The organism is Amycolatopsis sp. cmx-11-32, from assembly GCF_047608695.1.
Taxonomy (GTDB): Bacteria; Actinomycetota; Actinomycetes; order Mycobacteriales; family Pseudonocardiaceae; genus Amycolatopsis.
On the sequence record NZ_JADNQN010000005.1, the window covers coordinates 517,157 to 534,386 of the forward strand.

The 17,230-nt window shown below is 68.1% G+C and carries 16 protein-coding genes and 1 tRNA gene; 7 read left to right on the top strand and 10 right to left on the bottom strand.

Annotation, left to right across the window (positions count from 1 at the left end):
- Positions 1–55: 55 nt before the first annotated feature.
- From dapF to ACM6LR_RS18660, 3 genes are read right to left on the bottom strand one after another with little or no spacing between them, the layout of a single operon-like run.
- Positions 56–892, bottom strand: a complete 837-nt coding sequence (dapF, locus tag ACM6LR_RS18650; protein ID WP_414944188.1) for a diaminopimelate epimerase — start codon at positions 890–892, stop codon at positions 56–58.
- A 10-nt stretch (positions 893–902) separates the two neighbouring features.
- A complete protein-coding gene (gene miaA / locus ACM6LR_RS18655) occupies positions 903–1,805 on the bottom strand; it encodes a tRNA (adenosine(37)-N6)-dimethylallyltransferase MiaA (protein WP_414944189.1) in 903 nt (300 codons plus the stop codon).
- Positions 1,802–2,491, bottom strand: coding sequence for a class III extradiol dioxygenase subunit B-like domain-containing protein (locus ACM6LR_RS18660; RefSeq protein ID WP_414937313.1), 690 nt, complete (start codon positions 2,489–2,491; stop codon positions 1,802–1,804). The genes miaA and ACM6LR_RS18660 overlap by 4 nt, the downstream gene beginning before the upstream one ends.
- Positions 2,492–2,725: 234 nt before the next feature.
- Between ACM6LR_RS18660 and ACM6LR_RS18665 the strand changes: the two genes are divergently transcribed.
- The gene (locus ACM6LR_RS18665; RefSeq protein WP_414937312.1) at positions 2,726–4,039 is read left to right on the top strand and encodes a DUF349 domain-containing protein; all 1,314 of its coding nucleotides are present in this window, start codon (positions 2,726–2,728) and stop codon (positions 4,037–4,039) included.
- 360 nt (positions 4,040–4,399) lie between these two features.
- Here ACM6LR_RS18665 and ACM6LR_RS18670 read toward each other — a convergent pair whose 3' ends face one another.
- Both ACM6LR_RS18670 and miaB read right to left on the bottom strand, forming a co-directional pair.
- On the bottom strand, positions 4,400–4,861 hold the full coding sequence (locus ACM6LR_RS18670; RefSeq protein WP_414944190.1) for a hypothetical protein: 462 nt from the start codon (positions 4,859–4,861) through the stop codon (positions 4,400–4,402).
- Positions 4,858–6,372 carry a tRNA (N6-isopentenyl adenosine(37)-C2)-methylthiotransferase MiaB gene (miaB, locus tag ACM6LR_RS18675; RefSeq protein ID WP_414937939.1) on the bottom strand — a complete coding sequence of 505 codons (1,515 nt, stop codon included), beginning with the start codon at positions 6,370–6,372 and terminating at the stop codon, positions 4,858–4,860. The genes ACM6LR_RS18670 and miaB overlap by 4 nt, the downstream gene beginning before the upstream one ends.
- 16 nt (positions 6,373–6,388) lie before the next feature.
- Between miaB and ACM6LR_RS18680 the strand changes: the two genes are divergently transcribed.
- Positions 6,389–7,300 (top strand): TAXI family TRAP transporter solute-binding subunit, encoded by a 912-nt coding sequence (locus ACM6LR_RS18680; protein WP_414937310.1) that lies wholly within the window; start codon positions 6,389–6,391, stop codon positions 7,298–7,300.
- On the opposite strand, the gene ACM6LR_RS18685 is transcribed toward ACM6LR_RS18680, so the two are convergent.
- Entirely contained in the window at positions 7,290–8,699 is a 1,410-nt protein-coding gene (locus tag ACM6LR_RS18685) for an ATP-binding protein (protein ID WP_414937309.1), read from the bottom strand. The two genes, ACM6LR_RS18680 and ACM6LR_RS18685, sit on opposite strands and share 11 nt — an antisense overlap.
- 4 nt (positions 8,700–8,703) lie before the next feature.
- Positions 8,704–9,393 carry a response regulator transcription factor gene (locus ACM6LR_RS18690; RefSeq protein WP_414937308.1) on the bottom strand — a complete coding sequence of 230 codons (690 nt, stop codon included), beginning with the start codon at positions 9,391–9,393 and terminating at the stop codon, positions 8,704–8,706.
- 395 nt (positions 9,394–9,788) lie between these two features.
- Here ACM6LR_RS18690 and ACM6LR_RS18695 point away from each other — a divergent pair, with 395 nt between their 5' ends.
- From ACM6LR_RS18695 to ACM6LR_RS18715, 5 genes are all read left to right on the top strand, one after another.
- Entirely contained in the window at positions 9,789–10,517 is a 729-nt protein-coding gene (locus ACM6LR_RS18695) for an amino acid ABC transporter ATP-binding protein (RefSeq protein ID WP_174720529.1), read from the top strand.
- Positions 10,518–10,571: 54 nt separating this feature from the next.
- A complete protein-coding gene (locus tag ACM6LR_RS18700) occupies positions 10,572–11,429 on the top strand; it encodes a glutamate ABC transporter substrate-binding protein (RefSeq protein WP_414944191.1) in 858 nt (285 codons plus the stop codon).
- Positions 11,430–11,513: 84 nt separating this feature from the next.
- The gene (locus tag ACM6LR_RS18705) at positions 11,514–12,209 is read left to right on the top strand and encodes an amino acid ABC transporter permease (protein ID WP_414937306.1); all 696 of its coding nucleotides are present in this window, start codon (positions 11,514–11,516) and stop codon (positions 12,207–12,209) included.
- Positions 12,206–13,111, top strand: coding sequence for an amino acid ABC transporter permease (locus tag ACM6LR_RS18710; RefSeq protein ID WP_414937305.1), 906 nt, complete (start codon positions 12,206–12,208; stop codon positions 13,109–13,111). The genes ACM6LR_RS18705 and ACM6LR_RS18710 overlap by 4 nt, the downstream gene beginning before the upstream one ends.
- A gap of 370 nt (positions 13,112–13,481) precedes the next feature.
- The gene (locus ACM6LR_RS18715) at positions 13,482–13,925 is read left to right on the top strand and encodes a class I SAM-dependent methyltransferase (protein WP_414937304.1); all 444 of its coding nucleotides are present in this window, start codon (positions 13,482–13,484) and stop codon (positions 13,923–13,925) included.
- A gap of 206 nt (positions 13,926–14,131) precedes the next feature.
- Here ACM6LR_RS18715 and ACM6LR_RS18720 read toward each other — a convergent pair.
- The 3 genes from ACM6LR_RS18720 to ACM6LR_RS18730 form a co-directional block, all read right to left on the bottom strand.
- A tRNA-Arg gene (locus ACM6LR_RS18720) sits at positions 14,132–14,203 on the bottom strand.
- Positions 14,204–14,530: 327 nt separating this feature from the next.
- Positions 14,531–15,283, bottom strand: a complete 753-nt coding sequence (locus ACM6LR_RS18725; RefSeq protein ID WP_414944192.1) for a succinate dehydrogenase/fumarate reductase iron-sulfur subunit — start codon at positions 15,281–15,283, stop codon at positions 14,531–14,533.
- On the bottom strand, positions 15,280–17,196 hold the full coding sequence (locus ACM6LR_RS18730) for a fumarate reductase/succinate dehydrogenase flavoprotein subunit (RefSeq protein ID WP_414937302.1): 1,917 nt from the start codon (positions 17,194–17,196) through the stop codon (positions 15,280–15,282). The genes ACM6LR_RS18725 and ACM6LR_RS18730 overlap by 4 nt, the downstream gene beginning before the upstream one ends.
- Between the last annotated feature and the right edge of the window lie 34 nt (positions 17,197–17,230).

Consider the following 17,230-nt stretch of genomic DNA (forward strand, 5'->3'; position numbering starts at 1 on the left):
CCGGCTGCGGAAATCCGAAAGCGCGCTTTGAGAGACACCGCCTAGGTATGGTGCCCTAAGCGCCGAGCCCGGCCCACCAGGCTTCGTCGAGTTCCCCGCGGGCGACGATCTCGGCGGGGCCGGTGAGGGTGGACGCGCCGCGGCGCACCTCGACCACCACACGACCGCCAGGGATGTCGACGGTCGCTTCGCCGGTGTCGGTGCCCGCGAGGTGCAGGGCGGCCGCGACCGCGGCGACCGTGCCAGTGCCGCAGGACCGCGTCTCACCGACGCCGCGTTCGTGGACGCGCATCTTCAGCGCGTTGTCCCCCAAGAGGTTGATGAACTCGAGGTTCACCCCGTGCGGGAAGACGTCCTCGTCGAAGTCGGGCTGGTCACGCAGGTCGAGTTCGTCGACGTCGTCCTCGACGACCGACACCAGATGCGGGTTGCCGACGTTCACGGCGACTCCGGAGAACGGCTTCCCGGCGACCACGGTGACCGAGGTCCCGGTGATCGTCGCCGGTCCCATCAGCACGGTCACCGAACCGTCCGCGTGCATCTTCACCGGCCGGTCGCCGGCTCGGGTGCCGATGACGAAATCGTGCTCGGTCACGAGCCCGGAATCGACCAGGTAGCGCACGAAGACCCGCACGCCGTTGCCGCACATCTCGGCGATCGAGCCGTCGGCGTTGCGGTAGTCCATGAACCATTCACCCGCCGACCCCTCAGCCTCCGAGCCGAGCGCGGCAGAGCGCACGACGCGCAGCACACCGTCGGCCCCGAGACCGCGCTGGCGATCACACAGGGCCGCCACCCGCGACTCGGTCAGTTCGAGGCGGCCGTCGGGGTCGGGAAGCAGCACGAAATCGTTCTGTGTGCCGTGTCCCTTAACGAATTCGATGCCGCCCATGGCTCTCAGGTTACTGGGCCGTCGCCTCGAGGACGCGCTCGGCCAGCCGCTCCGAACCACCGTCGAACCACTCGATGCGCTTGTCCCGCCGGAACCAGGAACGTTGCCTCCGCACGAACCTCCGGGTGGCCAGCGCGGTGGCCTCGGCGGCGGTCTGGAAGTCACCGTCGGCGTCGAGCGCCGCGATCACCTGTTGGTAGCCCAGCGCCCGTGACGCGGTGAGCCCGTCGCGTAGCCCTTGACCCAGCAGCGTCCGGACTTCGCCGACGAGTCCGGCCTCGAACATGATCTCCACGCGCCGGTCGACGCGGGCGTCGAGTTCGGCCGGTTCGCGGTCGATGCCGATCAGGACGGTGTCGTAGCGCGCGGGCCCCGGTTTCGGCAGGTTCGCCGAGAACGGTTCGCCGGTGATCTCGATGACCTCCAGTGCGCGCACAATGCGGCGGGTGTTGGTCGGCAGGATGGCCGTGGCGGCGACCGGGTCCAGCCCGGTGAGCCGGGCGTGCATCGCGGCGACGCCGATCTCGTCGGCCTCGGCGCTCAGCCGGGCGCGGATGGCGGGGTCGGTGGCCGGGAACTTGAGGTCGTCGAGCACGGCCTGGAGGTAGAGCCCCGACCCTCCGGTGAGGATCGGCACGCGGCCGGCGTCGAGGAGTTCTTCGACGCGTTCGCGCGCGTCACGCTGATACGCGGCGACAGAAGCCGTCTCGGTGACGTCGAGGACGTCCAGCAGGTGGTGCGGCACGCCTCGCCGCTCCTCGGCGGTCGCCTTGGCCGTCCCGATGTCCATCCCGCGGTACAGCTGCAGCGCGTCGGCGTTGACCACCTCACCCCCGAGGGTGAGGGCGAGTTCGACCGCCAGCGCGGTCTTTCCGCTCGCCGTGGGCCCGACGACCGCGACCGGCCGGATCACGCGTGCTCCCACACGGCGACGTGGTAGCCGACGCCGAACGGCGCGGCCGAGTAGAGGACGTCGGCGCTCCAGTCCCCGTCGGCCGCCAGCCCGGCGAGGACTTGCCAGGGCGCGCGGCCGCCCGCGCCGAGTTCGGCGGCGAAGTCCGGATCGAGCCCGGCCAGCCATCCGGCGTCGGCCCTGGCCAGCGCGTCACGGACTCGGGCGTCGAAGAACCCCGCTCGTTCGTCCTGTCCACCAGGGGAACGCGGACCATGCCGGCTCGAACCGTCACCGAGCACGAGCACCGCGGTCTGCTCCCCCAGCTCACGTCCGAGCAGTTCGCACTGGTCGGGCGGGGTTCCGGGATCGACGAGGCGGACGCGGGCGGACATCGCGCCCCCCTGTTCGCGCAGCCAGCCGGCCACGAGCGCGGGAAGCGGCAGCTCGGTTTCGGGCACTGTCACCCGGCCGAGTGAGACACCGAGATCAACACCGAAACCGCGGAAAGAGCCGCTCGCGTGTTCCTGGACCTCAGGCGCGCCTGCCGCCGCACCGATGACAAGCCAGTCTTCGGAAGCACTGGTCAGGCGGCGCACGGCTTCGAGGCAGGCTTCACGCAGCTCGGCGCACTCGTCCGCCGCTCCGGCGGCCAGTTCGGGGATGAGCAGAGGGGGTTGCGGGAGCACGGCGACACGGCGGATCACGCCCGCCGACGTTACCTTCCCTCCCCCGAACGACCGGCGACCCACCGGCATGGTGGGTCCACCGGAAGTAGGATCACTGCTCTCCGGTGCTTCATCTGGTTCCACGGTGGACGCTGAGCTGCTTGAATGCCGCAAGGGGTTGATACCCCGAAGCATGACGGCAACGCACTACCCGGCCCCGCCGCTTGGCGGGGCGCCCGCACCAGCGGGCGTACAGGCGATAAGGAGCCTGCGATGGCCCAGGAGAACACGTCCACCGGTACCCCGGCGCCGCATCCGGTGCCGCACGCGCTCGGTGGCGGGCACCCCGCACCCCCCGTGCCGCCCGCCGAGCCCAGCCCGTCCGCTTGGGGCAGGGTCGACGACGAAGGAACGGTCTACGTCACCACGCCCGACGGCGAACGCGCGGTCGGTGTCTGGCAGGCCGGGAGCCCGGACGAGGGTCTGCTCCACTACGCGCGCCGGTTCGACGACCTGCGCACCGAGGTCGAGCTGCTGGAGACGCGGCTGGAGTCCGGTGCCGGCGATCCGAAGCACGCGCTGGCCACGGCCACGCAGCTGCGTGACGGCCTCGCCGAAGCCGCCGTGGTCGGCGACATCGCCGCGCTGGGCGGACGCATCGAACAGGTCATCGCCCACGCCGAAAAGGCCTTGGCCTCGGCCAAACAGGAACGGGAAGAGGCCCGCGCGGCCGCCGTCGTCCGCAAGCAGGCCCTCGCCGACGAGGCCGAGAAGCTCGCCGCCGAGTCGACCCAGTGGAAGGCCGCGGGCGACCGGCTGCGCGCGATCCTGGACGAGTGGAAGACCGTCAAAGGTGTCGACCGCAAGACCGACGACGAGCTGTGGAAGCGGTTCTCCAAGGCCCGCGAGGCGTTCAACCGGCGCCGGGGCTCGCACTTCGCCGAGCTGGACAAGCAGCGCGTGGGCGCCAAGAACCGCAAAGAGGAACTGATCGCCGAGGCCGAAGCGCTCTCGGAGTCCGACGACTGGGGCGACACGGCGGGCCGCTACAAGGATCTGATGACGGAGTGGAAGGCCGCCGGTCGCGCGCCCAAGGACAGCGACGAGGCGCTCTGGCAGCGTTTCCGCGCGGCGCAGGACAAGTTCTTCGCGCGGCGCTCCTCGGTGTTCTCCGAGCGGGACGCCGAATTCGCGACCAACGCGCAGCGGAAGGAAGAACTGCTCGTCGAGGCCGAGAAGATCGACCCGGCCGCGAACCTCGACGCGGCGAAGAACCACCTGCGCAAGATCCAGGAGCAGTGGGACGTGATCGGCAAGGTCCCGCGCGAGCGCATCCGCGAACTGGACGGCCGCCTGAAGGCCGTGCAGGACTCGGTCAAGTCGGCCGAGGACAGCAAGTGGCGGCGGACCGACCCGGAGGCGCAGGCCAGGGTGGCGCAGTTCCGCGAGCGGGTCGAGCAGTTCGAGTCGCAGGCGGCGAAGGCCCGTGCGGCGGGCGACGAGCGGCGCGCGAAGAAGGCGGACGAGCAGGCCGCGCAGTGGCGTGAGTGGCTCGAAGCGGCGGAAGCGGCCATCGCGGACCGTTGAGGTGCCTCCCCGCTTGAAAGTACATGAAGGCTCCCGTCCTTGCGCTCGAGGTCAGGGGCCCGGGAAAGTCGCAGAGCTGCTGGCCTGCGCTGCTGGCGGTAATCCGGACTTGACATCGTTACTACCCGCAAGGGGCGAGTGGGGAGGATTTCGGACGTTCAACGTCCTAAATCTTCCCCACTCGGGCGTGTGCCGGGGTTCTTGGGAGAGCATGTCCCTGACTCCCTGTAGATCAAGCTCCGCAACGGTGTGACCCCGCGACGAATTACCGCCTGACCTGCAAAACCTCGACTTCGCCGAGACCCTTGCGCTAGACGCGAGGAAGGGGCCTTCATGTACTTCGCGGAGCCTTTTCAGCGCCTAGCTGCGTGAGAAGGCGGCACGCATCCAGTAGATGGCCAGCCCGAGGGTGGCGAACCAGGCGAGGAGCATCCCGAAGCCCGGACCGCCGCCTGCCGCGCCGGTGGCGTGCGAGGACTGCTGCGACCAGATCGCGAGCATCCCGTCGACCGAGGCGAACCAGCCGCCCGCGGCGCAGACCCAGGCCAGCCACCAGCGGCGGGTCACCAGCGCGACGGCGGAAGCGAACACCCCGATGCCGGTGGAGGTCGCGGCGAACAGCTGCGGGATTCCGCCGCCGCGGCCGAGCAGGACCTCCCAGCCGGCGTGCTCGCCGACCCACGGCAGCAGCTGGGCGATCAGCAGCACGAACGCCAGCACGGCGATGGAGAACCCGCGCCTGCCCAGTTCGATCGTCTTGGCCGCGCGCCGGCCGACCTCGTCGATCTCGGCGGCGAGTTCGTCGATCTTCGGTTCGGTCACAGTGCACATCCGCTCACCGGTTCCGGTGTGACGGCCGGGGCACCGAAGCCCGGCAAGCCCAGCGTCACACCGTTGGTCTTCGGCCGGAGCCCGGCCTCGGAGTTGTCGCCCGCCTTCGTCCGGCGGTGCGACAGCAGGTCGCCGTCGGCGACGAGGTGGTGTGGGGCACCGTAGGTCACCACGGTCTCGACGACGTCGCCCGGCCGCACCGCGCGGTCCACCAGAGAACCCGTCGGCGCGAAGTGGACGAGCCTGCCGTCACGGGCGCGGCCGCTCATGCGGTGCGTCTCGGAGTCCTTGCGGCCCTCGCCGGAGGCGACCAGCAGCTCGACACGGCGGCCGACGATCTTCTTGTTCTCGTCCCAGGAGATGTCGTTCTGCAGTTTCACGAGCCGTTCGTAGCGCTCCTGCACGACCGCTTTCGGCAGCTGCCCGTCCATCTCGGCGGCAGGCGTGCCGGGCCGGATCGAGTACTGGAAGGTGAACGCGCTGGAGAACCGCGCCTGCGCGACCACGTCGAGCGTGGCCTGGAAGTCTTCCTCGGTCTCGCCGGGGAAGCCGACGATGATGTCGGTGGTGATCGCGGCGTCGGGCATCGACTCGCGTACGCGGTCGAGGATCTTGAGATAACGCGCCGAACGGTAGGACCGCTTCATCTCGCGCAACACCCGGTCCGAGCCGGATTGCAGCGGCATGTGCAGCTGGTGGCACACGTTCGGCGTCTCGGCCATCGCGTCGATGACGTCTTCGGTGAACGCCGCCGGATGCGGCGAGGTGAACCGGACGCGCTCCAGGCCCTCCACCGAACCGCAGGCGCGCAGGAGCTTCCCGAACGCGAGACGGTCGCCGAATTCGACGCCGTAGGAGTTCACGTTCTGCCCGAGCAGGGTCACTTCGAGCACGCCTTCGGCGACGAGCGCCTCGACCTCGGCCAGGATCTCGCCGGGGCGGCGGTCGCGTTCCTTGCCACGCAGCGCCGGAACGATGCAGAACGTGCAGGTGTTGTTGCAGCCCACCGAAATCGACACCCAGCCCGCGTACGCCGACTCGCGTCGCGCGGGGAGCGTCGAAGGGAAGGTCTCGAGTGCCTCGAGAATTTCGACCTCGGCCTCGGCGTTGTGCCGCGCGCGCTCCAGCAACGTCGGCAACGCGCCGATATTGTGCGTGCCGAACACGACGTCGACCCACGGCGCGCGTTTGACGATCTCGCCGCGGTCCTTCTGCGCGAGGCAGCCGCCGACGGCGATCTGCATGCCCGGCTTCGCGGTCTTCTGCGGCCGGATATGCCCCAGGGTGCCGTACAGCTTGTTGTCCGCGTTCTCCCGCACCGCGCAGGTGTTGAACACGATCAGGTCGGGTGTGGCCTCGCCGTTACCCGGTACGTAGCCTGCGTCTTCGAGCTGCCCGGCGAGACGTTCGGAGTCATGCACGTTCATCTGGCAGCCGAAGGTGCGGATCTGGTAAGTGCGCGCGCTCATCTCGCCTTCGAGGGTACGCGGACGGGGTTCCATGGCACGATCGACCCTCATGAGGAGACCGGCGGTACTGGCGGCGGTGGTCGCCGTGGTCTGCGCCCTGGTCACCGGGTGCGGGCCCGACCTGTCCGGGACGCACGTGCGGATCGCGGCGGGGCTCAACGGCGGCGTCTACGACAAGCTCGCCGAGGCGCTGGCCGACGCGTGGGCCGCGCAGCTGGGCACCGAACGGCCCGAGATCCAGGAGACCGAGGGGTCCCCGGACAACATCGGCCGGGTGCGCTCGGGCCGGGCCGACGTCGCGTTCGTCGCCGCGGACGTCGCCACCGAGAAAACGGCCGGGCTGGCCGCGCTGGCCCGCGTGCACGACGACTACCTGCACGTCATCGTGCGGGCCGACTCGCCGATCGAGTCGTTCGCCCAGTTGGGCGGGCGCAAGGTCGCGATCGGCTCGCCGGACTCCGGCGTCGAGTACCTATCGAAGCAGTTACTGAAGGCCTCGGGCCTGACCGGCGCGATCGACCGGCGCAATCTCGGGCTCAACGAGGCGCTGCCCGCGCTGGAAAACCGGCAGATCGACGCCGTCATCTGGTCCGGCGGCGTGCCGACGCCGTCGATCACGGAGCGGGTGAAGACGGTCGGGCTGCGGCTGCTCGACATCACCGACCTCGCGGACGCCCTGCGGGCCACCAGCCCGGTGTACCGCACGGCGACCATCCCCGTGACTGCCTACAACCTGTCGGAGCCGGTGACCACGCTCGTCCTGCCGAACTTCCTGGTGGTACCCACCTCGATGTCGGACGACGTCGCCGAAGCACTGGTCCGCGGACTGTTCGACGCGCGGGACGAGCTGGGCGAGGTGGCCGGGGCCGCACTGTCGATCGACGTGCACCCCGCCATCGAGACGGCCCCGCTGCCGCTGCATCCCGGTGCGCTGCGCTACTTCCGGTCGCTCAAGAACTGACGACCGGCAGGGCCACGGTCACTTCGAGGCCGCCGCCCTCCGGTGAGCCGAGCCGCAGGGAACCGTCCGAGCGGACCATGATCTCGGTGACGATCGCCAGGCCGAGGCCGGATCCGGGTACGTTCTGATGCGCGGCGCTGCGCCAGAACCGGTCGGCCGCGCGCTCCAGTTCGTCGTCGCGCAGGCCGGGCCCGTGGTCGCGGACGGCGATCTCCACCTTCCCGTCCGCGACGACGACGGCGACCCGCACCTCGGTGCCCGGCTCGGTGAACTTGAGCGCGTTGTCCAGCAGCGCGTCGAGCACCACTTCGAGCCCGCGCGCGGGCGTGAGCACCCGCAAGCCGCCGCCCAGCCCCGAAGAGACCAGCGAGACGTCGCGCGTCGCGCCGACCACGGTCCAGTCGGCGACCCTGGCCTCCACCACCTCGTCGACGCCGACCGGCACCAGTTCGCCACCCGAAGCTTCGGCACGGGCCAGTGAAAGGAGTTCGTCGAGGATCTGGTTGAGCCGTCGCGCGTCGACGACGGCGGCTTCGAGGTCCGCCGCGGCCAGATCGTCGTCGACGTGCCCGTCGAGGTTGCCGAGCCGGATCTTCAACGCGGTCAACGGGTTCCGCAGCTGATGGGAGGCGTCGGCGACGAACGCGCGCTGCGCCGACAGCGCCTCGTCGACACTGGCGGCCATCCGGTCGAAGGACCGTTCGAGCTGACGCAGTTCCGGCGGACCGCCCGACTCCCCCACCCGCTCGACCTCACGCCCGCTGACCACGGAGGCGACCAGGGCGCCGGTCGCGTCGTCGAGACGGCGGACCGGACGGAGGATCCAGCGCACCACCGGCACAGCCACCAGCGGCGCGAGCCCGAACGCCAGTACCGCGCCCGCCGCGATGAGCAGCCACCACCACAACAGCGCCGTGCGGGCCTTCTCGGTCGAGGACAGCGTGATCACCGCGCCCCGCACCTCACCGTCGATCAGGATCGGCTCGGCCAGCACCAGCGGCTCGGTGTTCCACGGCATCAGCAGCGGGCCGGGTTCCGAACGCCGTCCCGCCAGCGCCTGCTGCAGAGGCGAGGCGATGACGGCGTCCTTCAGGTCGATCCGGGCGGCCTGGCCCGGTCCGCCGAGCGCGCTGACCACGGCCTCGCCGTCCTGGTCGGCGATCACCACCGGGACCTCGTAGACCTCGGTGTAGCGGCGGAGTTCGTCCTCGATCAGGTCCGGCCGGTTCTCCACCAGCGGACGCTGGGCCAGCGACGCGAACCGGGAGGTGTCGGTGAGGCGGTCGAGGAAGAGGTCGAGCTGCACACTGGCCGCCACACTGAGCGCGAGCGGGATGCCGAGGCCGAACACGAGCGCCGCGACCAGCGTCAGTACGATCGCCTGGAGCCGGACGCGCACCGGTTCAGCCCTCTTCGGCCGGGCCGTAGGCGCCGCCGAGGCGATACCCGACACCGCGGACGGTCTCGATCAGCGCGGGCCTGCCCAGTTTGGTCCGCAGGGTGGCGACATGGACGTCGAGCGAGCGGCTCTCCGCCGGGCCCCGGTGCCCCCACACCTCGCTCAGCACGTGGTCGCGGGCACAGACCGCGCCGCGCGCGGTGACCACCAGCGCGAGTACCTGAAACTCCTTGCGGGACAACGAAACCGGCTGCCCGTCGACCTGCACCTCATGCCGCCCGATATCGACCGACACATCACCCGCCCGAATGACGCCCACCGGTTCGGGCGCGGCCGGGCGTTCGCCCCGGCGACGGCGCACGGCCTCGACACGGGCGACGAGTTCGTCGACGTCGTAGGGCTTCACCAGATAGTCGTCGGCGCCGGACCGCAGGCCCTGGATCCGGTCGTCGACCTCACCCCGCGCCGAAACGACGATCACCGCGACGTCGCTGACCGAGCGGATCCGGCGGCACAGCACCATCCCGTCGATATCGGGCAGCCCGAGGTCGAGCAGCACGACGTCGACCTCGTGCACCAGGTCGAGCACCCCGGCGCCGGAGGCGAGGCGTTTGATCGTCAAGCCACGCCGGGTCAGCGCGGGCGTCAAGGCGCCCGCGACCCGGTCGTCGTCCTCCACCAGCAGTACCCGCACCCGTGTTTTCCCTTTCACGCCGTCCCCGCACCGCGACGACTGAAGAACGACTCTATGGGGTGAGTCACCTCTCGCGCTGCCCGTACCGCTCGGCCATCCGGCCCAGCGGGGCCGCGTCCGCACGCGGTAGCGGTCACGATGCGTCACAGGTCTTGTGTGACCCCGGTTACGGGGCACCCCTGCCTTGTCTAGGCTGATCAGCGCCGGACGGGTGTGGACCGGGACTGTCCGGTGACTTGAGAACGATACGGACTTGAAACCCTAAGTATTGGTCAAGCCGTCTTTACAAGCGGTCCGACGGGAGTAGGTTTCCGCCATCGCGTGGTGCCTGACCCCGCAGTCCCCTGCAAACGAACGCTCCTGGAGGCCAGATGACCGCGGAGGTGGCGGCGCCGATGATCAAGGCGGCCGCCGTGAACAAGTACTTCGGCGACCTGCACGTGCTCAAGGAGATCAACCTCGAGGTGCCGCGTGGGCAGGTCGTGGTCGTGCTCGGGCCGTCCGGGTCTGGCAAGTCGACGCTGTGCCGGGCGATCAACCGGCTGGAGCCCATCAACTCTGGCGAGATCGCGGTGGACGGCGTTCCGCTGCCCGCCGAAGGAAAGGCGCTGGCCGCGCTGCGCGCCGACGTCGGCATGGTGTTCCAGTCGTTCAACCTGTTCGCGCACAAGACGATCGTCGAGAACGTCATGCTCGCGCCGATGAAGGTCCGCAAGGTCAACTCGGGCGAGGCCCGCAAGACCGCGATGGACCTGCTCGAGCGCGTCGGCATCGCCAACCAGGCGGACAAGTACCCGGCGCAGCTGTCCGGCGGGCAGCAGCAGCGGGTGGCGATCGCCCGCGCGCTCGCCATGCGCCCCAAGGTGATGCTGTTCGACGAGCCGACCTCGGCACTGGACCCGGAGATGGTCCAGGAGGTCCTCGACGTGATGACCACGCTCGCGAAGGACGGGATGACGATGCTCGTCGTCACCCACGAGATGGGCTTCGCGCGGCGCGCGGCGAACCGGGTGGTGTTCATGTCCGACGGCGAGATCGTCGAGGACTCCACGCCGGACGAGTTCTTCACCAAGCCGAAGACGGACCGGGCCAAGGACTTCCTCGGCAAGATCCTGACCCATTAAGACTTCCCCGCCGGCCGGTGTGGCCGGACAAGATTCGGAAGGAAACTGAGAACAATGCGGTTGAACCGAGTTCTGCGAATGAGCGCGGCCGTCGTGGCGGCCGGGCTCGCCCTCTCCGCCTGTGGCGGCGGCGGGTCGGACGCCGGCAGCGGCTCCAGCGGCGCCAAGAACCTGGTGGCGAAGGCCAAGAACGACAAGAAGCTGACCGTCGGCATCAAGTTCGACCAGCCCGGCCTCGGCCAGAAGCAGGCCGACGGCACCTACGCCGGTTTCGACGTCGACGTGGCGAAGTACATCGCCAAGGAGCTCGGCGTCGAAGAGTCGGCGATCACCTGGAAGGAAGCGCAGTCCGCGCAGCGCGAGGACCTGATCAAGAAGGGTGAGGTCGACTTCATCGTCGCCACCTACTCGATCACTGACAAGCGCAAGAACGAGGTCGCCTTCGCGGGCCCGTACTTCATCGCGCACCAGGACCTGCTGGTGGGTGCCGACAACACCGACATCACCGGGCCGGAGTCGCTGACCGGCAACAAGAAGCTCTGCTCGGTCAAGGGTTCCACCCCGGCGCAGAACGTCAAGGAAAAGTACGCCAAGGAAGTTCAGCTGCAGGAAGTCGGCAAGTACACCGACTGCGTCACCGCGCTGCTCAACAAGACCGTCGACGCGATGACCACCGATGACGTGATCCTCGGCGGCTACGCCGCGCAGCAGCCCGGCAAGCTGAAGCTGGTCGGCAAGGGCTTCACCGACGAGAAGTACGGCGTCGGTCTGAAGAAGGACGACACCGAGAGCGTCACCGCGATCAACAACGCCATCAAGAAGATGCAGCAGGACGGCGCGTGGAAGGCCGCTCTGGAGAAGAACGTCGGCCCGTCGGGCTACAAGATCCCCGAGCCCCCGGCAATCTCCTGACACCCGGCTCGCTGAGCCGCTGAACCAAAGGAATCGAACGGTGCGCCGTGTACCGCGGCGCACCGTTCCCATACCGAGGCTGGGTTGAGCACCTTGTTCGATTTCCTCGACAATCCCAATTACGACTTGCTCGGCGCCTTCTGGATGACGATCAAGCTCACGTTCTTCTCCGCGATCGGTTCCCTGATCTGGGGCACCATCCTGGTGGGGATGCGGGTGAGTCCCGTTCCGATCATGCGGGCGTTCGGCACCGCCTACGTCAACATCTTCCGGAACACCCCGCTGACGGTGATCATCGTCTTCACGTCGCTGGGTTTGTACTCCACTCTGGGGCTCAACCTGGCTTCGAAGGATTCGACGACGTCGCTGGACGACAACTTCTTCCGGCTCGCGATCCTCGGCTTCATCGCCTACACGGCGACGTTCGTCTGTGAGTCGCTGAGGTCCGGTATCAACACCGTCCCGGTCGGGCAGGCCGAAGCCGCTCGCGCACTGGGCCTCGGCTTCCTGCAGGTGCTGACGCTGATCGTGCTGCCGCAGGCGTTCCGGTCGGTGATCGCGCCGCTGACCAACGTCATGATCGCCCTGCTGAAGAACACCACGGTCGCCTCGATCATCGGTGTGGCCGAGGCATCGCTGCTGATGTCGGAGATGGTGGAGAACGAGTCCGACTCGCTGCTCCTGGTCTTCTTCCTCTTCGCCGCCGGGTTCGTCGTCCTGGTCCTCCCCCTCGGCCTCCTGCTGGGCTGGGTCGCCAAGAAGGTCGAGGTCAAGCGATGAGCACACAGACCGTTCTCTACGACATCCCCGGCCCCAAGGCGCGGGCACGCAACTGGCTCTACAGCGTTCTTTTCGTGCTCGTCCTGGCGCTGGTCGTCTACTACGTCTACGTGGGCTTCGACGAGAAGGGCCAGTGGGCCGGCGCGCTCTGGAAGCCCTTCATCGACGGTTCGACGTGGACCCAGTTCCTGCTTCCCGGTCTGCTCAACACGCTGAAGGCGGCTGTGCTGTCGATCGTGATCGCGTTGCCGATCGGAGCGCTGCTGGGCATCGGCCGGATGTCGGAGCACAAGTGGATCCGGGTCCCGGTCGCCGCCATCGTCGAGTTCTTCCGGGCGATCCCGGTGCTCCTGCTGATGGTCTTCGCCGCGGCATTCTTCGCGTTCTACACCGACATCGACTCGGAGATCCGCCCGCTGTTCGCGGCGGTTACCGGGCTGGTGCTCTACAACGGTTCGGTCATGGCCGAGGTCTTCCGGGCGGGCATCCTGGCGCTGCCCAAGGGCCAAGGCGAGGCCGCGTCCGCGCTGGGTCTGCGCAAGACCCAAATCATGATGACCGTCCTGCTGCCGCAGGCGGTCACCCTGATGCTGCCCGCACTGGTCAGCCAGCTGGTGGTCATTCTCAAGGACACCGCGCTGGCCGGTCAGCTGACCATCGGTTTCGACGAGCTGATCCGCGCTTCCGGACCGCTCAACGGTCTCTACGGCAACACGATCCCGACGCTGATCGTCGTCGCGATCATCTTCATCGTGCTGAACCTGCTCCTGAGCTGGTTCGCGTCGTGGCTGGAGAACAAGCTGGCGCGGCGGAAGAAGGCGCCTCGCGGCGCCAAGCCGGTTCACTCGGCGCCGTCGAGCGTGGTCATGCAGCGCGACGACGCGAGCGGCGGCGCGCTCTAACTCCGCGAGTACAGGAAGGCCCGTTTCCTTGCGCTAGACGTTAGGTCCCGGCAAAGTCGAGGTCTTGCAGGTCAGGCGGCTCTCCGTTGCTGCGCGAGGCTGACGATGTAGGAATTGGGACGATGAGTGTCCCAATTCCTACATCATCGCGGGGGTCACACCGGTTGCGGAGCTTGTGCCATAGAGGTTCCGGGACATGCCCCACTCGGACCTCGCAGGGCACCGGAAATGTCCAGCCCGGACTACCACCAGCAGCTCTGCGACTTTGCCGGACCCTGGCGCTAGACGCAAGGAAAGGAGCCTTCCTGTACTTCGGGATACGCCTCTTGGTCCTGCCTGGACGGTGGCCCCGTCGGCTAGCGTCGGCACCATGGCGGACCAGGCCGCGACGTTGCTCGAAGCGCTGCCGGACCTGGCGGGCAGGTCGGTCCTGGTCGTCGGGTGCGGCGATGGCCGCTGTCCCCGGTTGTTCCGCGGCAAGGGCGCGCGCCGGGTCGTCGGAGTCGACGCGGACCAGTTACTGATCGCGGTCGCGCAGCGCGAAGAAGAGCGCGATCCGATCGGAATTTCTTACGAGGTCCATCAGATCGCCCGGCTACCGCGGATGGGGATATTCGATATCGTGGTGGCGTTCCTGGACTCCCCAGACCAGCTCGGCCGCATCGCGGTGAGTCTCGCTTCCGGCGGACTGCTCGTGGTCGTCGCCACGAATGGCCTCACGATGACAGAAGGCCTGCGGGACAACGGCTTCCAGGGCATCGTGCTGCATCGCGACGAACACGGCGACGTGTACAGCGCGCGCAAGACGACCTGAGTCGCGCACCCTGGTGTCGAGCCAGGCTGGCCGGGGCTATGAATCCCGGCCGGTCACCGGACCGTGCGCGTTCTGGCGGTGCGGGGCACACGGACCCCACACCGCCGCACCGGACGACGGAACAGGTTTCCCCGCCGTGCCGGGGGTTTGGCCTGGAACGAAGCGGTCCGGCGCACAGTGCGCACCGGACCGCTTCGTTCCAGAAGTACCCCTGCCAGGAATCGAACCTGGACCCCGGCGTTCGTAGCGCCGTACTCTTTCCGTTGAGCTACAAGGGTTCATCATGAAAAAGCCGCCCGATTCGGTTTCCCGAAGGGCGGCTCCGTATATGCGACTTCGTGTTACGACGTCGGCGGGGAGCCGTGTTTCTCTTCCACACCAAGGAGAGGGCGAGCCATGCGGTACAGCGGCATGTGTCCTCCTCGGTCGGTGTGCGGTAAGTGTGCAACGGGCAGTTGAGTGGGGGCAAACGATTAAGGCTCGCGACCGGCTTGCCCGCCCGGGTCCGTAAAGGCCTCCTTGAGGGACCCAGAGTCCCTCAAGGAGGCCTTCACGGACCCGGGCCTGGGATCAACCGGCGCCGAAAATCACGTCACGAGCCGGTGTTACTTGTCCCGCCGGAACAGCTTGTTCCCCAGCCATACGATGGGGTCGTACTTCCGGTCCGCGACGCGTTCCTTCATCGGGATCAGCGCGTTGTCGGTGATGTGGATGCCCTCCGGGCACACGTCACCGCAGCACTTGGTGATGTTGCAGTAACCCAGCCCGTGCTCCTCCTGCGCGGCGTCACGCCGGTCGGCGACGTCGAGGGGGTGCATCTCGAGTTCGGCGATCCGCATCAGATACCGGGGCCCGGCGAAGGATTCCTTGTTCTCCTCGTGGTCGCGCACGACGTGACAGGTGTTCTGGCACAGGAAGCACTCGATGCACTTGCGGAACTCCTGCGAGCGCTCGACGTCGACCTGCTGCATCCGGTACTCCCCCGGCTTCAGCTCCGGGGGCGGCGTGAACGACGGGATCTCACGGGCCTTGGCGTAGTTGAACGACACATCGGTCACCAGGTCGCGGATCACCGGGAACGTCCGCATCGGCGTCACGGTGATGATCTCGTCCTCGGTGAAGGTCGACATCCTGGTCATGCACAACAACCGCGGCTTACCGTTGATCTCCGCCGAGCACGAACCACATTTGCCCGCCTTGCAGTTCCACCGCACCGCCAGATCCGAGGTCTGGGTGGCCTGCAGCCGGTGGATGATGTCGAGGACGACCTCACCCTCGTTGACCTCGACGCGGTAGTCCTTCAGCTCACCGGAATCCGCGTCGCCGCGCCAGACCCGGAAACTCGCCTTGTAGCTCATGCCTGACTCCCGGGGTACGACGTCAGTTCTTCGTCGGTGTAGTACTTCCCCAGCTCGGAGTGCTCGAACAGCTCCAGCAGGTCCTGACGCAACGGGGTCTGCGCCTTGATCTCGATGCCGATCTCCGGCACCACCGGGTTGTCACCGGGCGCGGCCGAGCAAACCAGGAGTTTGTTGCGCCACTGGGCGTCCATGCCCGGGTGGTCGTCGCGTGTGTGCCCGCCGCGGCTTTCGGTCCGCAGCAGCGCGGCCCGCGCCACGCATTCGCTCACCATCAGCATGTTTCGCAGGTCGACGGCGAGATGCCAGCCCGGGTTGAACTGCCGGTGCCCTTCGACGGTCACGCGCAGGATCCGCTCACGGAGCTCACCGAGCTTCACCAGCGCCCGCTCGATCTCCTCCGACTTGCGGATGATGCCGACGAGGTCGTTCATCGACTGCTGCAGTTCGGTGTGCAGGCTGTACGGGTTCTCCTCGACGCCGTTTTCCGGCGGGTCGAACGGCGCGAGCGCCAGCGCCGCGGCGGCGTCCACATCGGACTGACTGACCGACGGGCGGTCCTGCAGTTCGGCGACATAGGACGCGGCGCCGAGCCCCGCACGGCGGCCGAAGACGAGCAGATCCGAAAGCGAGTTCCCGCCGAGCCGGTTCGACCCGTGCATCCCGCCCGAGCACTCACCGGCGGCGAACAGCCCCGGCACGCTCGACGACGCGGTGTCCGGGTCGACCTCGATCCCGCCCATCACGTAGTGGCAGGTCGGGCCGACCTCCATCGGCTCCTTCGTGATGTCGACGTCGGCGAGTTCCTTGAACTGGTGGTACATCGACGGCAGCCGCTTGCGGATCTCCTCCGCGGGCAGCCTGCTGGCGATGTCGAGGAACACCCCGCCGTGCGGCGATCCCCGGCCAGCCTTGACCTCGGAGTTGATCGCGCGCGCCACCTCGTCCCTCGGCAGCAGATCCGGGGTGCGCCGGTTCTTCTCCTGGTCGGTGTACCAGCGGTCGGCCTCTTCCTCACTGTCCGCGTACTGCCCCTTGAAAACCTCGGGAACGTACTCGAACATGAACCGCTTGTCCTCGGTGTTCTTGAGGACACCACCGTCACCGCGGACGCCTTCGGTGACCAGGATCCCCTTCACACTCGGCGGCCAGACCATGCCCGTCGGGTGGAACTGGACGAACTCCATGTTGATGAGCTTCGCCCCGGCCCGCAGCGCCAGCGCGTGCCCGTCACCGGTGTACTCCCACGAGTTCGAGGTGACCTTGAACGACTTCCCGATGCCGCCGGTGGCCAGCACCACCGCGGGCGTCTCGAACAGGATGAATCTGCCACTCTCGCGCCAGTACCCGAAGGCGCCCGAGATCCGGCCGTCCTCGGTCAGCAGTTCGGTGATCGTGCATTCGGCGAAGACCTTGATCCGCGCCTCGTAGTCACCGGTCTCCTTGAAGTCCTCTTGTTGCAGCGAAACGATCTTCTGCTGCATCGTGCGGATCAGTTCGAGCCCGGTGCGGTCGCCGACGTGCGCGAGCCGCGGGTACGTGTGCCCGCCGAAGTTACGCTGGCTGATCCGGCCGTCGGCGGTGCGGTCGAACAGCGCGCCGTAGGTCTCCAGTTCCCAGACCCGGTCCGGCGCCTCCCTGGCGTGGAGTTCGGCCATCCGCCAGTTGTTGAGGAACTTCCCGCCACGCATGGTGTCGCGGAAATGCACCTGCCAGTTGTCGTTCGAGTTCGCGTTGCCCATCGACGCCGCGCAGCCGCCTTCGGCCATCACGGTGTGCGCCTTGCCGAACAGCGATTTGCACACCACCGCGACACTGAAGCCGCGTTCACGGGCCTCGATGACCGCGCGGAGACCGGCACCGCCGGCACCGATCACCACCACGTCGTAGTCGAACGTTTCAACCTCGGTCATAGAGAGAGCCACCTCAAAGCTTTGTCGCCGGGGA